The 16,901-nt window shown below is 44.4% G+C and carries 18 protein-coding genes; 10 read left to right on the top strand and 8 right to left on the bottom strand.

Features of this window, described 5'->3' with window-relative positions; genetic code table 11:
* The first annotated feature begins 58 nt into the window (after positions 1 to 58).
* The 3 genes from leuC to FLM53_RS09935 all read left to right on the top strand — a co-directional run bounded on the left by leuC (position 59) and on the right by FLM53_RS09935 (position 3,077).
* Positions 59 to 1,471: a 3-isopropylmalate dehydratase large subunit gene (leuC, locus tag FLM53_RS09945; RefSeq protein ID WP_017632199.1), complete on the top strand. Its 1,413-nt coding sequence runs from the start codon at positions 59 to 61 to the stop codon at positions 1,469 to 1,471.
* A gap of 14 nt (positions 1,472 to 1,485) precedes the next feature.
* Positions 1,486 to 2,088, top strand: coding sequence for a 3-isopropylmalate dehydratase small subunit (leuD, locus tag FLM53_RS09940; RefSeq protein WP_017632198.1), 603 nt, complete (start codon positions 1,486 to 1,488; stop codon positions 2,086 to 2,088).
* Between the two features lie 206 nt (positions 2,089 to 2,294).
* Positions 2,295 to 3,077, top strand: coding sequence for a DUF547 domain-containing protein (locus FLM53_RS09935; protein ID WP_176680862.1), 783 nt, complete (start codon positions 2,295 to 2,297; stop codon positions 3,075 to 3,077).
* Between the two features lie 97 nt (positions 3,078 to 3,174).
* Here FLM53_RS09935 and FLM53_RS09930 read toward each other — a convergent pair whose 3' ends face one another.
* Both FLM53_RS09930 and djlA read right to left on the bottom strand, forming a co-directional pair.
* Positions 3,175 to 3,720, bottom strand: coding sequence for a DUF924 family protein (locus FLM53_RS09930; RefSeq protein WP_019826910.1), 546 nt, complete (start codon positions 3,718 to 3,720; stop codon positions 3,175 to 3,177).
* A 58-nt stretch (positions 3,721 to 3,778) separates the two neighbouring features.
* Positions 3,779 to 4,633, bottom strand: coding sequence for a co-chaperone DjlA (djlA, locus tag FLM53_RS09925; RefSeq protein WP_176680861.1), 855 nt, complete (start codon positions 4,631 to 4,633; stop codon positions 3,779 to 3,781).
* A 149-nt stretch (positions 4,634 to 4,782) separates the two neighbouring features.
* On the opposite strand from djlA, the gene lptD reads away from it, so the two are divergent.
* From lptD to FLM53_RS09895, 6 genes are all read left to right on the top strand, one after another.
* Positions 4,783 to 7,122 carry an LPS assembly protein LptD gene (lptD, locus tag FLM53_RS09920; protein ID WP_176680860.1) on the top strand — a complete coding sequence of 780 codons (2,340 nt, stop codon included), beginning with the start codon at positions 4,783 to 4,785 and terminating at the stop codon, positions 7,120 to 7,122.
* Between the two features lie 42 nt (positions 7,123 to 7,164).
* A complete protein-coding gene (gene surA, locus FLM53_RS09915; RefSeq protein WP_176680859.1) occupies positions 7,165 to 8,460 on the top strand; it encodes a peptidylprolyl isomerase SurA in 1,296 nt (431 codons plus the stop codon).
* Positions 8,450 to 9,439, top strand: a complete 990-nt coding sequence (gene pdxA, locus FLM53_RS09910; protein WP_176680858.1) for a 4-hydroxythreonine-4-phosphate dehydrogenase PdxA — start codon at positions 8,450 to 8,452, stop codon at positions 9,437 to 9,439. The genes surA and pdxA overlap by 11 nt, the downstream gene beginning before the upstream one ends.
* Positions 9,436 to 10,251 carry a 16S rRNA (adenine(1518)-N(6)/adenine(1519)-N(6))-dimethyltransferase RsmA gene (rsmA, locus tag FLM53_RS09905; RefSeq protein WP_017632191.1) on the top strand — a complete coding sequence of 272 codons (816 nt, stop codon included), beginning with the start codon at positions 9,436 to 9,438 and terminating at the stop codon, positions 10,249 to 10,251. Before pdxA ends, rsmA begins: the two co-directional genes overlap by 4 nt.
* An 88-nt stretch (positions 10,252 to 10,339) precedes the next feature.
* Positions 10,340 to 10,720 carry a Co2+/Mg2+ efflux protein ApaG gene (gene apaG, locus FLM53_RS09900; protein WP_004735899.1) on the top strand — a complete coding sequence of 127 codons (381 nt, stop codon included), beginning with the start codon at positions 10,340 to 10,342 and terminating at the stop codon, positions 10,718 to 10,720.
* 29 nt (positions 10,721 to 10,749) lie between these two features.
* Positions 10,750 to 11,553, top strand: coding sequence for a symmetrical bis(5'-nucleosyl)-tetraphosphatase (locus FLM53_RS09895; protein ID WP_176680857.1), 804 nt, complete (start codon positions 10,750 to 10,752; stop codon positions 11,551 to 11,553).
* Between the two features lie 76 nt (positions 11,554 to 11,629).
* Here FLM53_RS09895 and folA read toward each other — a convergent pair whose 3' ends face one another.
* From folA to rplU, 6 genes are all read right to left on the bottom strand, one after another.
* The gene (gene folA, locus FLM53_RS09890; protein ID WP_017632189.1) at positions 11,630 to 12,109 is read right to left on the bottom strand and encodes a type 3 dihydrofolate reductase; all 480 of its coding nucleotides are present in this window, start codon (positions 12,107 to 12,109) and stop codon (positions 11,630 to 11,632) included.
* Between the two features lie 38 nt (positions 12,110 to 12,147).
* Positions 12,148 to 12,621, bottom strand: a complete 474-nt coding sequence (locus tag FLM53_RS09885) for a threonine/serine exporter family protein (protein WP_176680856.1) — start codon at positions 12,619 to 12,621, stop codon at positions 12,148 to 12,150.
* On the bottom strand, positions 12,621 to 13,388 hold the full coding sequence (locus tag FLM53_RS09880; protein ID WP_176680855.1) for a threonine/serine exporter ThrE family protein: 768 nt from the start codon (positions 13,386 to 13,388) through the stop codon (positions 12,621 to 12,623). The genes FLM53_RS09885 and FLM53_RS09880 overlap by 1 nt, the downstream gene beginning before the upstream one ends.
* A gap of 165 nt (positions 13,389 to 13,553) precedes the next feature.
* Positions 13,554 to 14,726, bottom strand: a complete 1,173-nt coding sequence (gene cgtA, locus FLM53_RS09875; protein ID WP_176680854.1) for an Obg family GTPase CgtA — start codon at positions 14,724 to 14,726, stop codon at positions 13,554 to 13,556.
* A 266-nt stretch (positions 14,727 to 14,992) separates the two neighbouring features.
* Positions 14,993 to 15,250 carry a 50S ribosomal protein L27 gene (gene rpmA, locus FLM53_RS09870; RefSeq protein WP_004735905.1) on the bottom strand — a complete coding sequence of 86 codons (258 nt, stop codon included), beginning with the start codon at positions 15,248 to 15,250 and terminating at the stop codon, positions 14,993 to 14,995.
* Between the two features lie 19 nt (positions 15,251 to 15,269).
* Entirely contained in the window at positions 15,270 to 15,581 is a 312-nt protein-coding gene (gene rplU, locus FLM53_RS09865) for a 50S ribosomal protein L21 (RefSeq protein WP_004740823.1), read from the bottom strand.
* A 268-nt stretch (positions 15,582 to 15,849) separates the two neighbouring features.
* Here rplU and ispB point away from each other — a divergent pair, with 268 nt between their 5' ends.
* Positions 15,850 to 16,821 carry an octaprenyl diphosphate synthase gene (gene ispB, locus FLM53_RS09860; protein ID WP_176680853.1) on the top strand — a complete coding sequence of 324 codons (972 nt, stop codon included), beginning with the start codon at positions 15,850 to 15,852 and terminating at the stop codon, positions 16,819 to 16,821.
* Positions 16,822 to 16,901 lie beyond the last annotated feature (80 nt).

Genomic DNA, 16,901 nt, shown 5'->3' with positions numbered 1-16,901 from the left:
ATTGCATGACTTGGCTCGAAACAAACACTGGGACTGATGCTCCCAAGGAAGAAAAGCTATGTCGACAAACCAGCAAGCCAAAACCTTATACGAAAAAGTTTACGACGCGCACGTTGCAGTAGCAGCGGAAGGCGAAAACCCGATCCTTTATATCGACCGTCACCTAGTCCATGAAGTAACGTCACCTCAAGCCTTTGATGGTTTACGTGAAAAAGGCCGTAAAGTTCGCCAAGTTGGCAAGACATTCGCGACCATGGATCACAACGTATCAACCCAAACCAAAGACATTAACGCTTCTGGTGAGATGGCTCGTATCCAAATGGAAACGCTATCGAAGAACTGTGAAGAGTTTGGTGTAACGCTTTACGACCTCAACCACAAATACCAAGGTATTGTGCACGTAATGGGCCCTGAACTAGGTATTACGCTACCGGGCATGACCATCGTATGTGGTGACTCACACACTGCAACACACGGTGCATTTGGTTCGTTAGCATTCGGTATCGGCACTTCAGAAGTTGAGCACGTTCTAGCCACTCAAACGCTAAAACAAGCTCGCGCTAAAACGATGAAGATCGAAGTAAAAGGCAAGGTAGCACCGGGCATCACTGCAAAAGATATCGTGCTAGCAATCATCGGTAAAACAACAGCTGCTGGCGGTACTGGCTACGTTGTGGAATTCTGTGGTGAGGCAATTACTGACCTTACGATGGAAGGTCGTATGACGGTATGTAACATGGCTATCGAGCTTGGTGCTAAAGCTGGCCTAATTGCTCCAGATACAACTACATACGAGTACATCAAAGGTCGTAAGTTCTCTCCACAAGGCGAAGACTTAGAAGCAGCAATCCAATACTGGGATACGCTAAAAACCGATGCTGATGCAGAATTCGATGCGGTTGTGACACTAGAAGCGGCAGACATCAAACCACAAGTAACTTGGGGCACAAACCCAGGTCAGGTTATCTCGGTAGACACGCCAATCCCAGCACCAGAAAGCTTCGCAGACCCTGTTGAAAAAGCATCAGCAGAAAAAGCGCTAGCTTACATGGGCCTTGAAGCAGGTAAATCTTTATCTGAATACAATGTCGATAAAGTGTTTGTGGGTTCTTGTACTAACTCACGTATCGAAGACATGCGAGCAGCAGCAGCGGTAGCGAAAGGTCGCCAAGTTGCAAAACATGTACAAGCGCTTATCGTTCCGGGCTCTGAGCAAGTAAAAGCTCAAGCCGAAGCCGAAGGCTTAGATGTTATCTTCAAAGAAGCAGGCTTTGAGTGGCGCCTACCGGGTTGTTCTATGTGTCTTGCAATGAACAACGACCGTCTTGGTCCACAAGAACGCTGTGCTTCTACATCAAACCGTAACTTTGAAGGTCGCCAAGGCCGTGATGGTCGTACGCACCTAGTTAGCCCTGCAATGGCTGCAGCAGCAGCGATCGCTGGTCACTTTGTCGATATTCGTGAACTTTAATTAGAGGATTTAACATGTCAGGTTTTCAACAACACACCGGATTAGTCGTTCCTCTAGATACGGCCAACATCGATACTGATGCGATCATTCCAAAGCAGTTCCTACAGAAAGTAAACCGCATCGGTTTTGGTAAGCACTTGTTCCACGATTGGCGCTTCTTAGATGACGCTGGCCAACAACCAAATCCTGAGTTTGTAATGAATGAGGCACGCTACCAAGGCGCTTCGATTCTACTGGCTCGTGAGAACTTCGGTTGTGGTTCATCTCGTGAACACGCACCTTGGGCTCTTGCTGATTACGGTATCCAAGTGATGATTGCGCCAAGCTTTGCAGACATCTTCTACGGTAACTCGATCAATAACCAAATGGTTCCAGTTCGATTGACTGAGCAAGAAGTGGATGAGATCTTCCAATTCGTCGAAGCGAATGAAGGTGCTGAAGTGACTGTCGATCTAGAAGCAATGAAAGTGAGCGCGAATGGCAAACAATACTCATTTGAAATTGATGAGTTCCGTCGTCACTGCCTACTGAACGGCTTAGACAACATCGGCCTAACACTTCAACACGCCGACAAGATTTCAGCGTATGAAGAAAAGATTCCAAGCTTCCTAAAATAAAGAAGCCTTGAAATAGAAAAACAGTTTCAAAAATCGAAAAGGTTGGCTCAGTGCCAACCTTTTTTGTTTGGTTGAGCTTTTTGCTTAACTTAATGTGCTTATTAAGCTCAGCCCTTTATATAGATCAGTTCCGCTATTTAACTGAAGAGCCATGAAAGAAAATCGCAAAGCATAAGGTCTTAGTAGTCAGTCATCAGGAGAATGCCATGAAACAACTACTCGTTATTATCAGCCTACTTTTTTCAACCTTAGCTTGGTCTGCACCTAAATCCGATCTTTGGCCATACTGGAATCAAAGCGACGAAACCAATCTAGAACAGGTATCTCATCAAGATTGGCAGCGATTCCTCGACAACTACTTAGTTCAACAAGGTCAAAATACCCTAGTTCGCTACCAAGCGGTGAACACTGCCGATAAGACCAAACTCAAGCAATACATCAAGAGACTAGAACAGGTTAATCCGCTCGACTATTCAAAAGCGGAGCAGTATGCCTATTGGGTTAATCTATACAACGCCGTGACTGTCGATTTGATTCTAGATGCCTACCCAGTTAAATCTATCACTAAGCTCGGAGGCCTATTTAGCTTTGGCCCATGGGGAGATGATGTCTTCGTCGTCAACGGTAAATCACTGACACTCAATGATATTGAGCATCGGATTTTAAGACCTATTTGGCAAGATCCCCGCACACACTACGCGGTAAATTGTGCGAGTTTAGGTTGCCCTAACCTCCAACCTCAAGCCTTTACTTCTGACAACACCGAAACTCTACTGGAACAAGCAGCGTCTGAATTTGTTAATAGTGATAAAGGTGTGTTGGTTAAAGGTAATAAGCTCCAGCTATCATCGATTTATGAGTGGTTTGCTGTGGATTTTGGTGACCAAAAGCAGCTTATTCAACACCTAGACCAATATCGAGTTAAGTCAGTACCGAGTACTAACAAAATCAACTATGAGTACGATTGGTCGCTCAACCAAGCTAACTAGCTATAACGCTAAACTTCATAACTAAAGCAAAACAAAAAAGAGGCTAGGGTTTTATCAACCACTAGCCTCTTCTCAAATATTGACCGTATCTCTACAATTAAAAACTTGATCCCGGTTGCTGCAAGAATTCCACTTCTTCAGACGTTGAAGTTCGCCCTAGCACTTCATTACGATGAGGGTAACGACCAAAACGCTCAATGATAACCTTGTGCTTAAACTCAAAATCCAAATTATGTTCTAATCCCGTTTGAGAAAAGAGCTCCACGGCTTGTTCATGGACTAACAAAGACTCACTATGCATATAAGGCATATACAGGAAGCTTTTTTGTTGCTCGTTAAGTTGGTGATCAAAACCACCCGCTACCGCCTCTTGTGCTAGAGCCAACGCCATCGGATCAACCGAAAAAGCTGCCGGACTGTTTCTACCAATATTGCGAGAAAACTGATCAAGCACGATAATCTCTGCCAATCGTCCTTGTGCGTTTTGTCGCCATTCAAATAGCTCACCTTGAGCTGCTGATCGGTGTAAGTCAGAAAAGCGAGCCTCAATCAAAGCATCAATTTCTTCGCCGCCAGTAAACCAGTCTTTTGGCGTCAATTCATCGAACCAAAACTCTAGAACATCCTGATACGTTACCGTCATATAATTCCCTTTAATAAAAAACCGAGTCATTTAATGTCATGGCTCGGCTTATGTTCTGTTACTTAAAACCTTTAACTTTTTTTATCAAGTCATAAGCATTTTGAATTTCTTGCGATTTCTCTTTCGCAACATTCATCATCTCTGGCGGTAAACCTTTCGCCATCAGTTTATCTGGGTGGTGCTCATTCATCAGTTTGCGGTAGGCTTTCTTCACCTCTTTACCGTCAGCACTTTCACTCACACCAAGAACCTTATATGCGTCGCCTAGCTGGTTCTGTTGTGAAGCCTGTTGCCAACCTGATGATTGCCCATGGCCTTGATGGCCACCAAAGCTTCCACCTTGCTGTTGGAAACGGAACGCTGCTTCTTGCATCTGCAAACGACGTTCAAGTTGCTCTGCTGAGAAACCAAGGCCTTGAGCAATCTTATGCAAAACCTGACGCTCACTTGGGTGCAGACTTCCATCTGCAAATGCTGCTGAAACTTGAAGCTCTAGGAAGAACTGCAGAAGATCAAAACGCCCACCTGACGAGATCTTTACGCGCTCAAGTACATCACTTAGCGGGAAGTCGCTTTCTTTACCGTCACGGAATGCATCTTGCGCCGCTTTACGTTGCTCGCCATGCAGGTTCATTCGCTCCATCATTGTAGAAGCAAGCTGAATCTCTTCTGGCGTAACCTGCCCCTTGGCCTTAGCAACGTGTCCCATAACTGCAAAAGCAGATTTAAAAAACTCATTTTGCCTTTCGGCTTGGCTCGGTCCTCGTCCAAAACCAGATGTATTAAAGCCCGATTGGGTCAATCGACGAGCTTTATCGAATTGGTGCCCTAAAAATAGGCCAAAAATTAGACCAAGCGGACCTCCAAATAAAAAGCCAAAAAAAGCGCCCAAAATTTTGCCAAATATTTGCATTATGTGTTCTCTATCTATGAATTTTATCTGAGTACTGCTGTCTTATGGTGCTGAATGCTAATATTTCCTTTATCATAAGGAAAATGCTTTATTAATTGGATTGATACTAGATCAACCCTTCATCTAGTGACACAGGATAGTTCAACTTCATGCAATGTTTTTCCCGCACCTTGTTAGCCGCGTCTATAAGCACCGCCTTATACGTGTCGACAACTCAAGCTGAAACAATAACCGATAGTAGTGTGCAGGAAATGCCCTCTATAGATCAATGCTTGATCGAACCCGCTGCCGAAAACGAGACACAACTGCCCGCTCATGTGGAATCAGATCGCTTAGAGGCTATCAATGGTGACAAGGCAATATATTCAGGTGATGTAAGAGTTACGCAAGGAAACAAGACCATTCTTGCCGATAATGTAACGCTTCACCAACAAGAAAACATCGTTGTAGCTGAAGGCAACGTAAACTTTAGTGACGGTCAAATAAAGTCAGTGTCGGATAGAGCAACTAACAATCTGACTACAGATGAAATGACGCTAGAAAATACCGACTACGAATTTCTTTGCGAACCAGGCCGTGGTAATGCGGTATACATATCTAAGACAGGCAAAGCTGTTTACGAAATAGAAGATGGCTCAATAACCTCTTGCCCTATTGGCGATAACGCCTGGCGCCTAAGAGCATCAAGTATCGACGTCGACCAAAATGAAGAACAAGCAACGTTTTATAACCCACGCTTTGAAATCCAGAGCGTGCCGGTTTTCTACTTACCTTATTTAACTGTTCCTATTGGTGATACGCGTAAGACCGGCTTCCTGTATCCAACGGTTTCGTACGGCTCAAGCGATGGCTTCGAAGCTGAAATCCCTGTGTATTGGAACTTAGCGCCAAACTACGACTTGGAAACGACTTTTAAGTACATGCAAGAGCGTGGCACTCAGCTTAACAGTAAATTCCGTTACTTAACTGATTTTGGTTCAGGCAGCATTGAGTCCGAGTACCTCCCCGATGACAAAAAGTTCAAAGACAAAGGTGACCGCTGGGGCGCCCAGCTACAGCACTCAGGTATATTCCAGCAATCTTGGTTGTTTGAGGTTGATTACTCAAAAGTCAGTGATATTGATTACTTCACCGACGTGAGTTCAAGTAGCATTGGTAACCGTGAAGATGGGCAACTGCTTCAAGAAGGTAAGGCGACTTACCGCTCTCAAAACTGGGATGCATCGGTGCTTGTCCGAGATTTCCAAGTCCTAACCGATACAACGAATAATTTACCTTATCGACTAATGCCACAACTCGAGTATAACTATTATGCTCCAGAGGTAATGGATTACTTAGACTTCGACATGATCAGCCATGTATCTCTCTTTGATACCGACGCTTCAGGTAAGCCTTCAGCTACTCGTGTACACGTTGAGCCAGGGATAACCGTCCCGGTGGGTAATACTTGGGGTACTTGGACAACCGAAGCTCGATTACTCGGTACATACTACCAACAAGATCTTGATGGCGTTGATACCGGTGCAGGATCAGATTATGAGGGCTTAGAAGAGTCCACTAGCCGTGTTATCCCTGAATTTAGAAGCCATGCAGGTATCATTCTTGAGCGAGATACTACAATTGTTGGCAACTATACACAAACGCTAGAGCCCCAGGTTCAGTACCTTTACGTACCGGAAGAAGATCAAAGCGAGATTGGCCTTTACGATACAACGCTACTACAGACTGATTACTATGGTTTATTCAGAAGCCGTAAATACAGTGGTGTAGACCGCATTGCATCAGCAAATCAAATTAGCTATGGCGCATCATCTCGCTTTTTTGATGATGAGTACCGAGAGCGCTTAAACATCTCCTTTGGTCAAATTTTCTATTTTGATAAAGATGCAAAGCAAACTTTAAGCAATGAAGACTCAAGTGATAAAACTAATTATTCATCTTGGGCGATTGAAATGGACTTCAACTATGATGATTACCTTTTCTACCATGGCGGCGTGCAATACGACATTGATTCATCTTCGATGCAACTTGCTAACAGCACCCTTGAGTACCGTTTTGCTGGCGGCTATATACAAACCAACTACCGCTACGTTACAGAAGAGTACATAAATGAAACTGTAGATTTTGACGTATCATCAATCACAAGAGATGGTATCTCACAAGCAGGCTTACTTGGTGCCTACCAAATTTCACCGAAGTGGAGCACAAGTGCTCAATATTTCTATGATTTAACCACACAAGAAGATCTAGAGTGGTTAGCTCGTTTAAACTACAGATCGGATTGTTGGTACATCGGCTTTACCTATAGTAACCGTTTGACGAACAACATTAGTGATCCTAATACCACACCTGAATATGAAAACAACTTCAGTGTGAACTTCGGTATTGTTGGTTTCGGTACCAATATCGGTTCTGACTCAGGCGCTGTTGGAGATAGCAGCTCTGATAACTCATTGAGCTACGGTCGCCCATTCTTCTTAAACAACTAATTTTTTTATTGATAAAACATCAGTAAATTTAAAGGATTACACATGACATTGTGGAAACGCACATTAATTGCTATCGCAGCAGCTTGTACTTTATCAACAAGCTACGCAGAACCAGTTGAGCTCGACAGCGTAAAAGTGATCGTGAACGAAGGCGTGATTTTGCAAAGTGACATCGATGCTTCGATGAAAACGCTACGCGCAAACGCTAAGAAAAGTGGTCAAACATTACCGTCACAAGATGTGTTGAATGAACAAGTGCTAGAAAAACTGATCATCGATACGATTCAAACTCAAGAAGCGGAACGTATCGGTGTTCGTATTGATGATGCCCGACTTGATCAAGCAATCGAAGGCATCGCGAAAGACAACAACCAAACCGTAGAACAACTTACCGCATCGGTTGCTGAAGAAGGTCTTAGCTACAACGCTTTTCGTGAGCAAGTAAGAAAAGAGATCGCAGCAAGCGAAGCTCGTAACGCGCTCGTTCGTCGTCGTATCAACATTCTTCCAGCAGAAGTCGATAACCTTGCAGACATCTTAGCGCAAGAGACTAACGCGACGGTTCAATACAAAATTGGTCACATTCAACTTCGCTTTAATGATGATCAAACAAAAGAAGAGCTAGAAGCTCAAGCTAAAGATTTAGTTGAAGAACTAAACTCAGGCAAAGACTTCAGCACCATGGCTTATACTTACTCTAAGGGCCCTAAAGCACTGCAAGGCGGTGATTGGGGTTGGATGCGTAAAGAAGAGATGCCAACCATTTTTGCAGACCAAATCAAAATGCAGAATAAAGGCAGCATCATTGGCCCATTCCGTAGCGGTGTTGGCTTCCACATTCTAAAAATTGAAGATGTGAAAGGCCTAGAAACGGTTGCGGTAACTGAGGTGAATGCACGTCATATTTTGATTAAGCCTACAGTGATCCTAAGCGATGATGGCGCGAAGGAGCAACTTGAAGAAATCACGCGTCGCGTTAATGCCGGTGAAGCGAGCTTCGGTGACCTGGCTCAGCAATACAGCCAAGACCCAGGTTCTGCGGTTCAAGACGGCGAGCTAGGCTACCAAACACCTGACTTGTACGTACCAGAGTTCAAGCACCAAGTAGAGACGCTACCAGAAGGTAAAATCAGCGCACCATTTAAGACCGTTCATGGCTGGCATATCGTTGAAGTTCTTGACCGTCGTGAGGTTGACCGTACAGATTCAGCGTTAAAGAACAAAGCTTACCAAATTCTATTTAACCGTAAGTTCAACGAAGAAGCTGGTGCTTGGCTGCAAGAAGTAAGAGCAAGTGCCTTTGTTGAAATGGTTGAGGACGACCAAGATGACAACTAAACGTATTGTCATTACCGCGGGTGAACCAGCAGGGATAGGACCAGATTTAACTCTGGCGCTATCTCAAGAGAGCTGGCCTCATCAACTCGTGGTTTGTGCCGATAAAAACCTACTCGCGGAACGTGCTGAACTGCTGGGGATTGAAGTAGAGCTACTGGACTACGACGCCGATGCGGCTAAGCAACCACAACGCTCAGGCACACTGGTTGTGAAACATGTTCCACTCGCTGAAACGGCTGTAGTTGGCCAACTCAACGAGGCTAACGGTCATTACGTATTAAATACTTTAGAAACCGCAGCAATTGGCTGTATGAATAATGAATTTGATGCTATTGTCACCGGCCCCGTTCACAAGGGTGTAATTAACCGAGCTGGCGTTGCTTTTAGCGGCCATACCGAGTTCTTTGCAGAGAAGTCCAATACACCGCTCGTGGTGATGATGTTGGCAACTGAAGGGCTGCGTGTTGCACTAGTAACAACACACATCCCACTAGCTTATGTATCTCAAGCCGTAACCGAAGACAGATTAGAGCAAATTATTGCGATTCTGAATAAAGACTTGGTTGAAAAGTTTGCTATTGAGAAACCAACTATCTACGTATGTGGCTTGAATCCACATGCAGGTGAAGATGGTTGTTTGGGTCGTGAAGAAATAGAAACCATCACCCCTACGCTAGAAAAAATTCGCCAAAAAGATGGCATCAATTTAGTTGGCCCATTGCCAGCAGACACCATCTTTAATGAAAAATATTTGCAAGATGCAGATGCTGTTTTAGGTATGTATCACGACCAAGTACTCCCGGTATTGAAATACAAAGGGTTTGGTCGCTCAGTGAACATCACGCTTGGCTTACCGTTTATTCGCACATCAGTCGACCACGGTACCGCCTTAGACTTGGCAGGGAAAGGCCAAGCCGATACAGGGAGCTTTAGAACAGCGCTCACGCACGCCATTGAATTAGTAGAGAAAAAGCAATGAGAAATGATGTCCACTTAGGACACAAAGCGCGTAAACGTTTTGGTCAAAACTTCCTTAACGATCCATACATTATTGATGGCATCGTATCGAGCATTAACCCACTACCAGGTCAAAACCTAGTAGAAATCGGCCCAGGCCTTGGCGCAATTACGGAGCCGGTAGGTAAGCTTGTCGATAAATTTACTGTTATCGAATTGGATAGAGACCTTGCAGAACGTCTTCGTAACCATCCGGATTTGGCTGATAAGCTAACAATCCGCGAAGGCGATGCGATGAAGTTCGACTTCCAAGAGCTTGTTAAGCCAAACAATAAGCTACGCATCTTTGGTAACTTGCCATATAACATCTCTACACCATTGATGTTCCACCTTTTTGAATTCCATAAAGACGTGCAAGATATGCACTTTATGCTTCAAAAAGAAGTGGTTAACCGTTTGGCGGCAGGCCCTGGCAGCAAAGCTTACGGTCGTCTTACTGTAATGGCTCAATACTACTGCAAAGTAACACCTGTACTGGAAGTGCCACCAACGGCCTTCGTTCCGCCACCGAAAGTAGACTCTGCAGTTGTACGTCTGCAACCATACGAAGTGTTACCTTACCCAGCAAAAGATCTAAAATGGTTAGATCGTGTTTGTCGTGAAGGCTTTAACCAACGCCGTAAAACGGTTCGTAACTGCTACAAGAGCTTAATTGATAAGGAAGTGCTTGAAGAACTTGGTATCAACCCAAGTATGCGTCCTGAAAACTTAACGCTCGAGCAGTTTGTCGACATGGCAAACTGGCTGCACGACAGTCACAACGCTGATAAATAAATAAAAAAGGCTCCTACACTTCGGTTAGGAGCCTTTTTTATGTAATACTTTAATTACATTAAGTATACCAACAACAAAAGGTGCGAATATGGATATATCTACGCCTTGTATCAAATGCCAGGTTCACTCTAAATACATAGAGGAGCAATCTGAGCCAACGAAGAACCGTTACGTCTTCGCCTACATCATTACCATCAAAAACCTAAGCAAAACAACGGTGCAGCTGATGTCTCGCCGCTGGTTGATTACCGACTCTAACGGCAAACAACTCACCATTGAAGGTGATGGCGTGGTTGGACAACAACCCGTGATTGAAGCCAACGACGAATACACTTACACAAGTGGCACCGTCATCGAAACCCCTGTGGGTGTTATGCAGGGCCACTATGTGATGACCGATAACAAAGGCATTGATTTCATCACTGAGGTCGATCCATTCAGACTCGCAATCCCGAACATTCTTAATTAGTCATCCTTCAGCATCTACAGGAAAATACTGTGTCGAATTATATTGTCGGAGACATCCAAGGGTGCTTCGACGAACTTCAACTCTTACTTGAAACCGTCAAATTTGATAAACAAAAAGACACTTTGTGGGTCGCTGGTGACTTGGTCGCAAGAGGCCCTAAGTCACTTAATACACTAAGGTTTATCAAATCTTTAGGAGAATCTGCGAAGGTGGTATTAGGCAATCATGACCTACACCTGCTCGCCGTCTCGCTTGGTCTTTTTCCAGCAAAAAAGAAAGACCAAACTCAGCAGATCCTAGATGCTGATGACAAAGATGAGTTGCTTGAGTGGCTTAGAGAACAGCCATTGATGCAAGAACATGATCAATTTGTCATGACCCATGCGGGTATATCTCCGCAATGGACAGTAAAGCGAGCGCGTAAAGAGAACAAAAAGATCACAGGTCTATTACGCTCAAAAAAATGGAAGTGGCTGATTGAGAACATGTACAGCAACACTCCTGACTTATGGTCGAAAGAACTGAGCGATATAGAACGTTACCGATACGCGATCAATAGCTTTACACGTATGCGCTTCTGCTTTCCTGATGGGCGATTAGACATGGGGTGCAAGCTTCCTCCAAAAGAGGTCACTGACAACGAATACATTCCTTGGTTCGACCTTCCTCAAAGAATTCAGTTAGATAAAACCGTACTATTTGGGCACTGGGCGGCACTTGAGGGCTATAACGGAAAGGATGTGATTGGGCTTGATACTGGGTGTGTTTGGGGCGGAGAGCTAACGGCACTTCGCTGGGAAGACAAACAGTTTTTTACTCAAAAGGCGCTATAAAAAAGAGATACGAGAAGCTTGCACTAGCTGGGACGGTAGCGCAAGCATTCTTCAGAGCCGAACTATTTCAGCATAGTTAACGTTCGAGGATCACAAACTCCATGTTGTGTTTGTTTTTCTCATCCGCTTGATAAGTATCATTAAAGCTCTGTTTCCAACCTTCTCCCCAGTCTGGGAATTGAGTGTCTCCATCAACATCAAAATCGATATAGGTCAGGTACAGCTTGTCTGCTTTTGGGAGGCAGCTTTCATAGATTGAACCACCACCGATAATCATCACCTCTTCAACATCGCTGACTAACTCAAGAGCATTTTCAATCGAAGTAACTGTCGTTACCCCTTCTATCTCTAAGCTCTCATCGCGGCTGATCACAACGTTCAATCGACCTGGCAGAGGGCGCCCAATTGAGTCATAGGTCTTACGTCCCATTACGACAGGTTTACCCATAGTTGAGCGCTTGAACCATGCGAAGTCCGCAGGTAAATGCCAAGGCATCTGATTGTCTTTACCTATTACACGGTTATTTGCCATTGCTGCAATCATGCTGATGATCATAAATCGAAAGTCCTGTCCTTAACTGGAGAAAATTGATGCTAGACGATAGGTCTACGGCGGTAGAATAACAGCCCAGGCACAGCTAAGCCAACCGCCAGCCCTGCGATAATGAACATCGATTTCAAAAAGTTCTCCATCAACATTGCCAGTAGCTCAGGGCTGTACCCTGCTCTGTTTATCTCAACCATGGCTATCATCGCTTTAAAGGCAAACACGCCTGGAACCATTGGAATCAGGGCTGCGACCGTAAACACCTTAGGGTGCGCTAACAATTTATGCGACCAATGGACGCCAATCATGCCTACTATGGTTGCGGCAAAAAATGTGGCCCACTCAATAGGAATACCAAAGTGCATCATCAAGTAACGACTGCCGTGACCGATAGAGCCGCCCAGCGCACAATAAATTAAGGCGCGTTGTGGAACATTAAATACCAATGCGAATCCGACAGCGGGAATCGCGGCGAAAAACATATCGTTAATCAAACCTAGAAATAATTCAAAAAGACTCATTAGCCCGCCCACCCCCAAACACCAGACAGACTCATCGCAGCGACAATACCTAAGCTTGTGGCAAGTGTGAGTAGACTGGCCATGGTAAAGCGCGCTAAGCCCATATTTATATGGCCTTTAAGCATATCTGCAACGGCGTTGATCAGAGGGAAGCCTGGTACGAGCATCAACACCGACGAAGCCATTACGATTGTTGGCTGACCACCGATATTGTAGAGAACTGCTTGAGCAGAGATAGTAGTGGTCACGAAAGCCGTGATTGCAAAGTTTAATAGCGGATTGAAATGACGATGACCAATCTCTTGTCGGACGATCATGCCACAAGCAGACGCAATAAAGGTCATCATGAATACCTGCCAATCTCCACCCGCAAGGCGGCTAAAAGAGGCACACGACAGTCCTATCATCACGACCACTATCCAGCGGTTATAACGTTCAGGGCTTATGCTTTGGATCTTTTTATACGCCAATCCATAATCGAGAATTCCCTTCTCCATCATGATACAAACGCGTTGAATGTCGGTGATCACTTGCATGTTAATACCACGATCAGCACAGCTTCGAGTGGTGGTGATACAGTGATCATTCATTACGGTTGTGACTACAAGCGCATTGGCTGATAGTGCGACTTCCACTTCGTCCACCCCACAAGCGATACCAATGCGGCGCATAATGTCGCCCACTAAAGTGCTTTCAGCACCGTGTGCCAATAACATTTGTCCTGACTGAGCGACCAGTCTTGAGATCGCTCTTTGCTTTGATGCCATGATTTCCTTCCCATAGGCGTTAACTAGTTAGAATAAATTCTGCATTAAAATCCGATAGTACATAATGATTTAGATACAAAAAAACCGCAATTTTCATTGCGGTTTAATAAAACTATCGGCGTTCTTTAGAAGAAGCGGCCTAAGTGTTCATAAGAAATACGAGGATTAGTCACGAACGTAGATAACATGACCGTCATCTTCTTCGTCGTCCCAATCATCCCAGTCGTCATCATCTTCAGTAACGACATTCTTACCACTCATCGCATCTTTATGGTAGTCGTCCCACATAAAGTCTACTTTTTCTTCTTCTTCAACTTCTTCAATTTCACGAGGTAGGTTCTCCATGAACTCACCTAGTTTGAAACAAAGATCTTTTGTGCCCATTTTGTTCACAGCAGAGATCTTGAAGTATTCGCCTGCCCAACCTAGAGCATCGATGATTTCTTGAATCTTTTCGTCTGCTTCTTCTTCAGGCATTAGGTCAACTTTGTTGAATACTAACCAGCGAGGTTTTTGTGCCACTTTTTCGCTGTATTGCTCAAGCTCATCAATGATCGTCAGTGCGTTCTGAATAGGATCAGATTCATCGATCGGCATAATATCGATCATATGAAGCAGAACACGACAACGCTCAAGGTGCTTCAAGAAACGAATACCAAGGCCAGCGCCATCAGCAGCACCTTCGATTAGACCTGGGATATCGGCTACTACGAAGCTCTTCTCAGGAACCACACTCACCACACCCAAGCTTGGGATCAAAGTTGTGAACGGGTAATCCGCTACTTTTGGTTTCGCTGCTGATACAGAACGAATAAAGGTAGATTTACCTGCGTTTGGTAGGCCAAGCATACCAACGTCAGCTAATAGAAGAAGTTCTAAACGCAGTTCACGAACTTCACCTTTAGTACCCATTGTCTTTTGACGAGGAGCGCGGTTAACAGACGATTTAAAACGCGTGTTACCAAGACCGTGCCAACCACCTTTACCAACCATTACTTTTTTGCCGTGTTCAGCAACTTCAGCAACGATTTCGTTGGTATGGATATCAACCGCACGCGTACCAACTGGTACTTTCAGCGTAATATCTTTACCACGTTTACCAGTACAGTTACCGCCGCGACCATTCTCGCCACGCTCTGCATTGTAAAAACGTTGGAAACGGTAATCGATCAGTGTGTTTAAGTTCTCATCCGCTTGGATGTAAACATCACCACCGTCACCGCCGTCGCCGCCATCAGGACCACCTTTAGCGACGAACTTTTCGCGCCAAAAGCTTACTGTACCATTACCGCCATCACCGGCTTCTATTTTTACTACCGCTTCATCAACGAATTTCATTTTTTAACTCCGCACTTACGTTGCGTTACCACTCATCATGGAGTGATATAAATTCTAGCAGATCCGTGTTTAGATCGATCACCTAAGATCTAGGCCGACCTGCAACCAAGGAACAAAGAAGGAGAGGTTCTTTGCTTTAAGCTTATTAAAGCTAAGACAAGAGCGTCTGCTTTTTTATTCTCGCTATAAATAAAAAACCCTGCCGAATCGGCAGGGCTTTTGAATTCAGCTTGAAAGCTATTAAAATAATCTAGTTAAAGATTAAATTACTCAGCTTCGATGCTTACAAACTTACGGTTTTTTGGACCTTTAACAGCAAATTTCACTTTACCTTCAGTAAGAGCGAAAAGAGTGTGGTCTTTACCGATGCCAACGTTTGTGCCAGCGTGGAACTTAGTACCACGTTGACGAACGATGATGTTACCTGCAAGAACAGATTCACCACCAAAACGCTTAACACCAAGACGTTTGCTTTCTGAATCGCGGCCGTTATTAGTAGAACCGCCAGCTTTTTTATGTGCCATTGTTAAACTCTCCTAATACTTAAGCGTTAATGCCAGTGATTTTCACTTCAGTGAACCACTGACGGTGACCAGCTTGCTTACGCGAGTGCTTACGACGACGGAACTTAACGATTTTTACTTTATCGCCACGACCGTGTTGTACTACTTCTGCAGTAACCTTGCCACCTTCAACAAGAGGTGCACCAACAGCGATTTCTTCGCCGTTAGCAACAAGAAGAACTTTATCAAATTCAACAGTTGCACCAGTTTCAACGTCTAATTTCTCTAAACGAAGTGTTTGACCTTCGCTTACTCGGTGTTGTTTGCCACCAGATTGGAAAACAGCGTACATATTTTACTCCGCTTTTTCCGCACAGCCTATGGTTGTTATTTGTACAACTCGGGTGTGCGCTAAACTAATCAATAGGGCGCAGATTCTACGGGAATCATGGCGCTATGACAAGCCATATTTTTAAAAAATTGGCGAAAACCTGTTCGCCAAAGAAAAGTGCGGCAATCATGCCCTTTAGCGATGTATTAATCAACGTTTTTTAGTGTATTATTCAACAATTAAATACAACGTATAAGCCTTACAGGGTCTAACTTCAGCCGGATGAACAATGGATTTTAAAGCTATCCAAACGCTTACTGCCAATGATATGGCAAAAGTGAATGAAACAATTCAAGCCCAACTTAATTCTGACGTAAGTTTAATCAACCAGCTTGGTTTTTATATCGTTAGCGGCGGTGGTAAACGCCTACGCCCTTTGCTTGCTCTTTTATCTGCTCGCGCTCTTGGTTACCAAGGTGAAGCTCATATCACCTCTGCAGCCTTTATCGAGTTTATTCACACAGCAACCCTACTTCATGATGATGTCGTCGACGAATCGGACATGAGACGCGGTAAAGCGACAGCTAATGCAGCTTTTGGTAATGCTGCTAGCGTTTTGGTGGGTGACTTTATTTATACTCGCTCGTTCCAAATGATGACAACGCTAGGATCTTTAAAGATCCTTGAGTTAATGAGTGAAGCGGTAAACGTGATTGCCGAGGGTGAAGTTCAACAATTAATGAACTGCAATAACCCAGACACTACAGAAGAAAGCTACATGCAGGTAATCTACTCTAAGACTGCTCGCTTGTTTGAAGCTGCGACCCAAATTGGCGCGATTCTTACTGAGTCGTCACCTGAAATCGAAACGGCTATGCAAAACTACGGCAAGTACCTAGGCACCGCATTCCAACTGATTGACGATGTGATGGACTACACTGCTGATGGTAAAGAGATGGGTAAGAACGTTGGTGACGACCTTGCTGAAGGCAAACCAACACTGCCTCTACTTTACGCAATGCATAATGGTTCCGCTGAACAAGCAAGCATGATTCGTGAAGCTATTGAAAAAGCCAACGGAATGGAGCGTCTCGACGACATTATGGCTGTAATGAAAGAGACAGGCTCATTAGAGTACACGACTACTAAGGCTTATGAAGAAGCCGACAAAGCGATTGCTGAGCTTTCTATACTGCCTGACTCTGAATATAAGCAAGCACTGACCACACTTGCTCACTTGGCTGTTAAACGCAGCAAGTAGCTGTGTAATGTCTTCTATATAGACAACATTACATAGATAATAAAAAAGAGCCTCAGGGCTCTTTTTTTGATCCTCACGAA

Origin of the sequence: Vibrio sp. Scap24 (genome assembly GCF_013394185.1) — a bacterium.
GTDB lineage: Bacteria > Pseudomonadota > Gammaproteobacteria > Enterobacterales > Vibrionaceae > Vibrio > Vibrio pomeroyi.
This window is presented reverse-complemented; position numbering and strand designations above follow the sequence as displayed.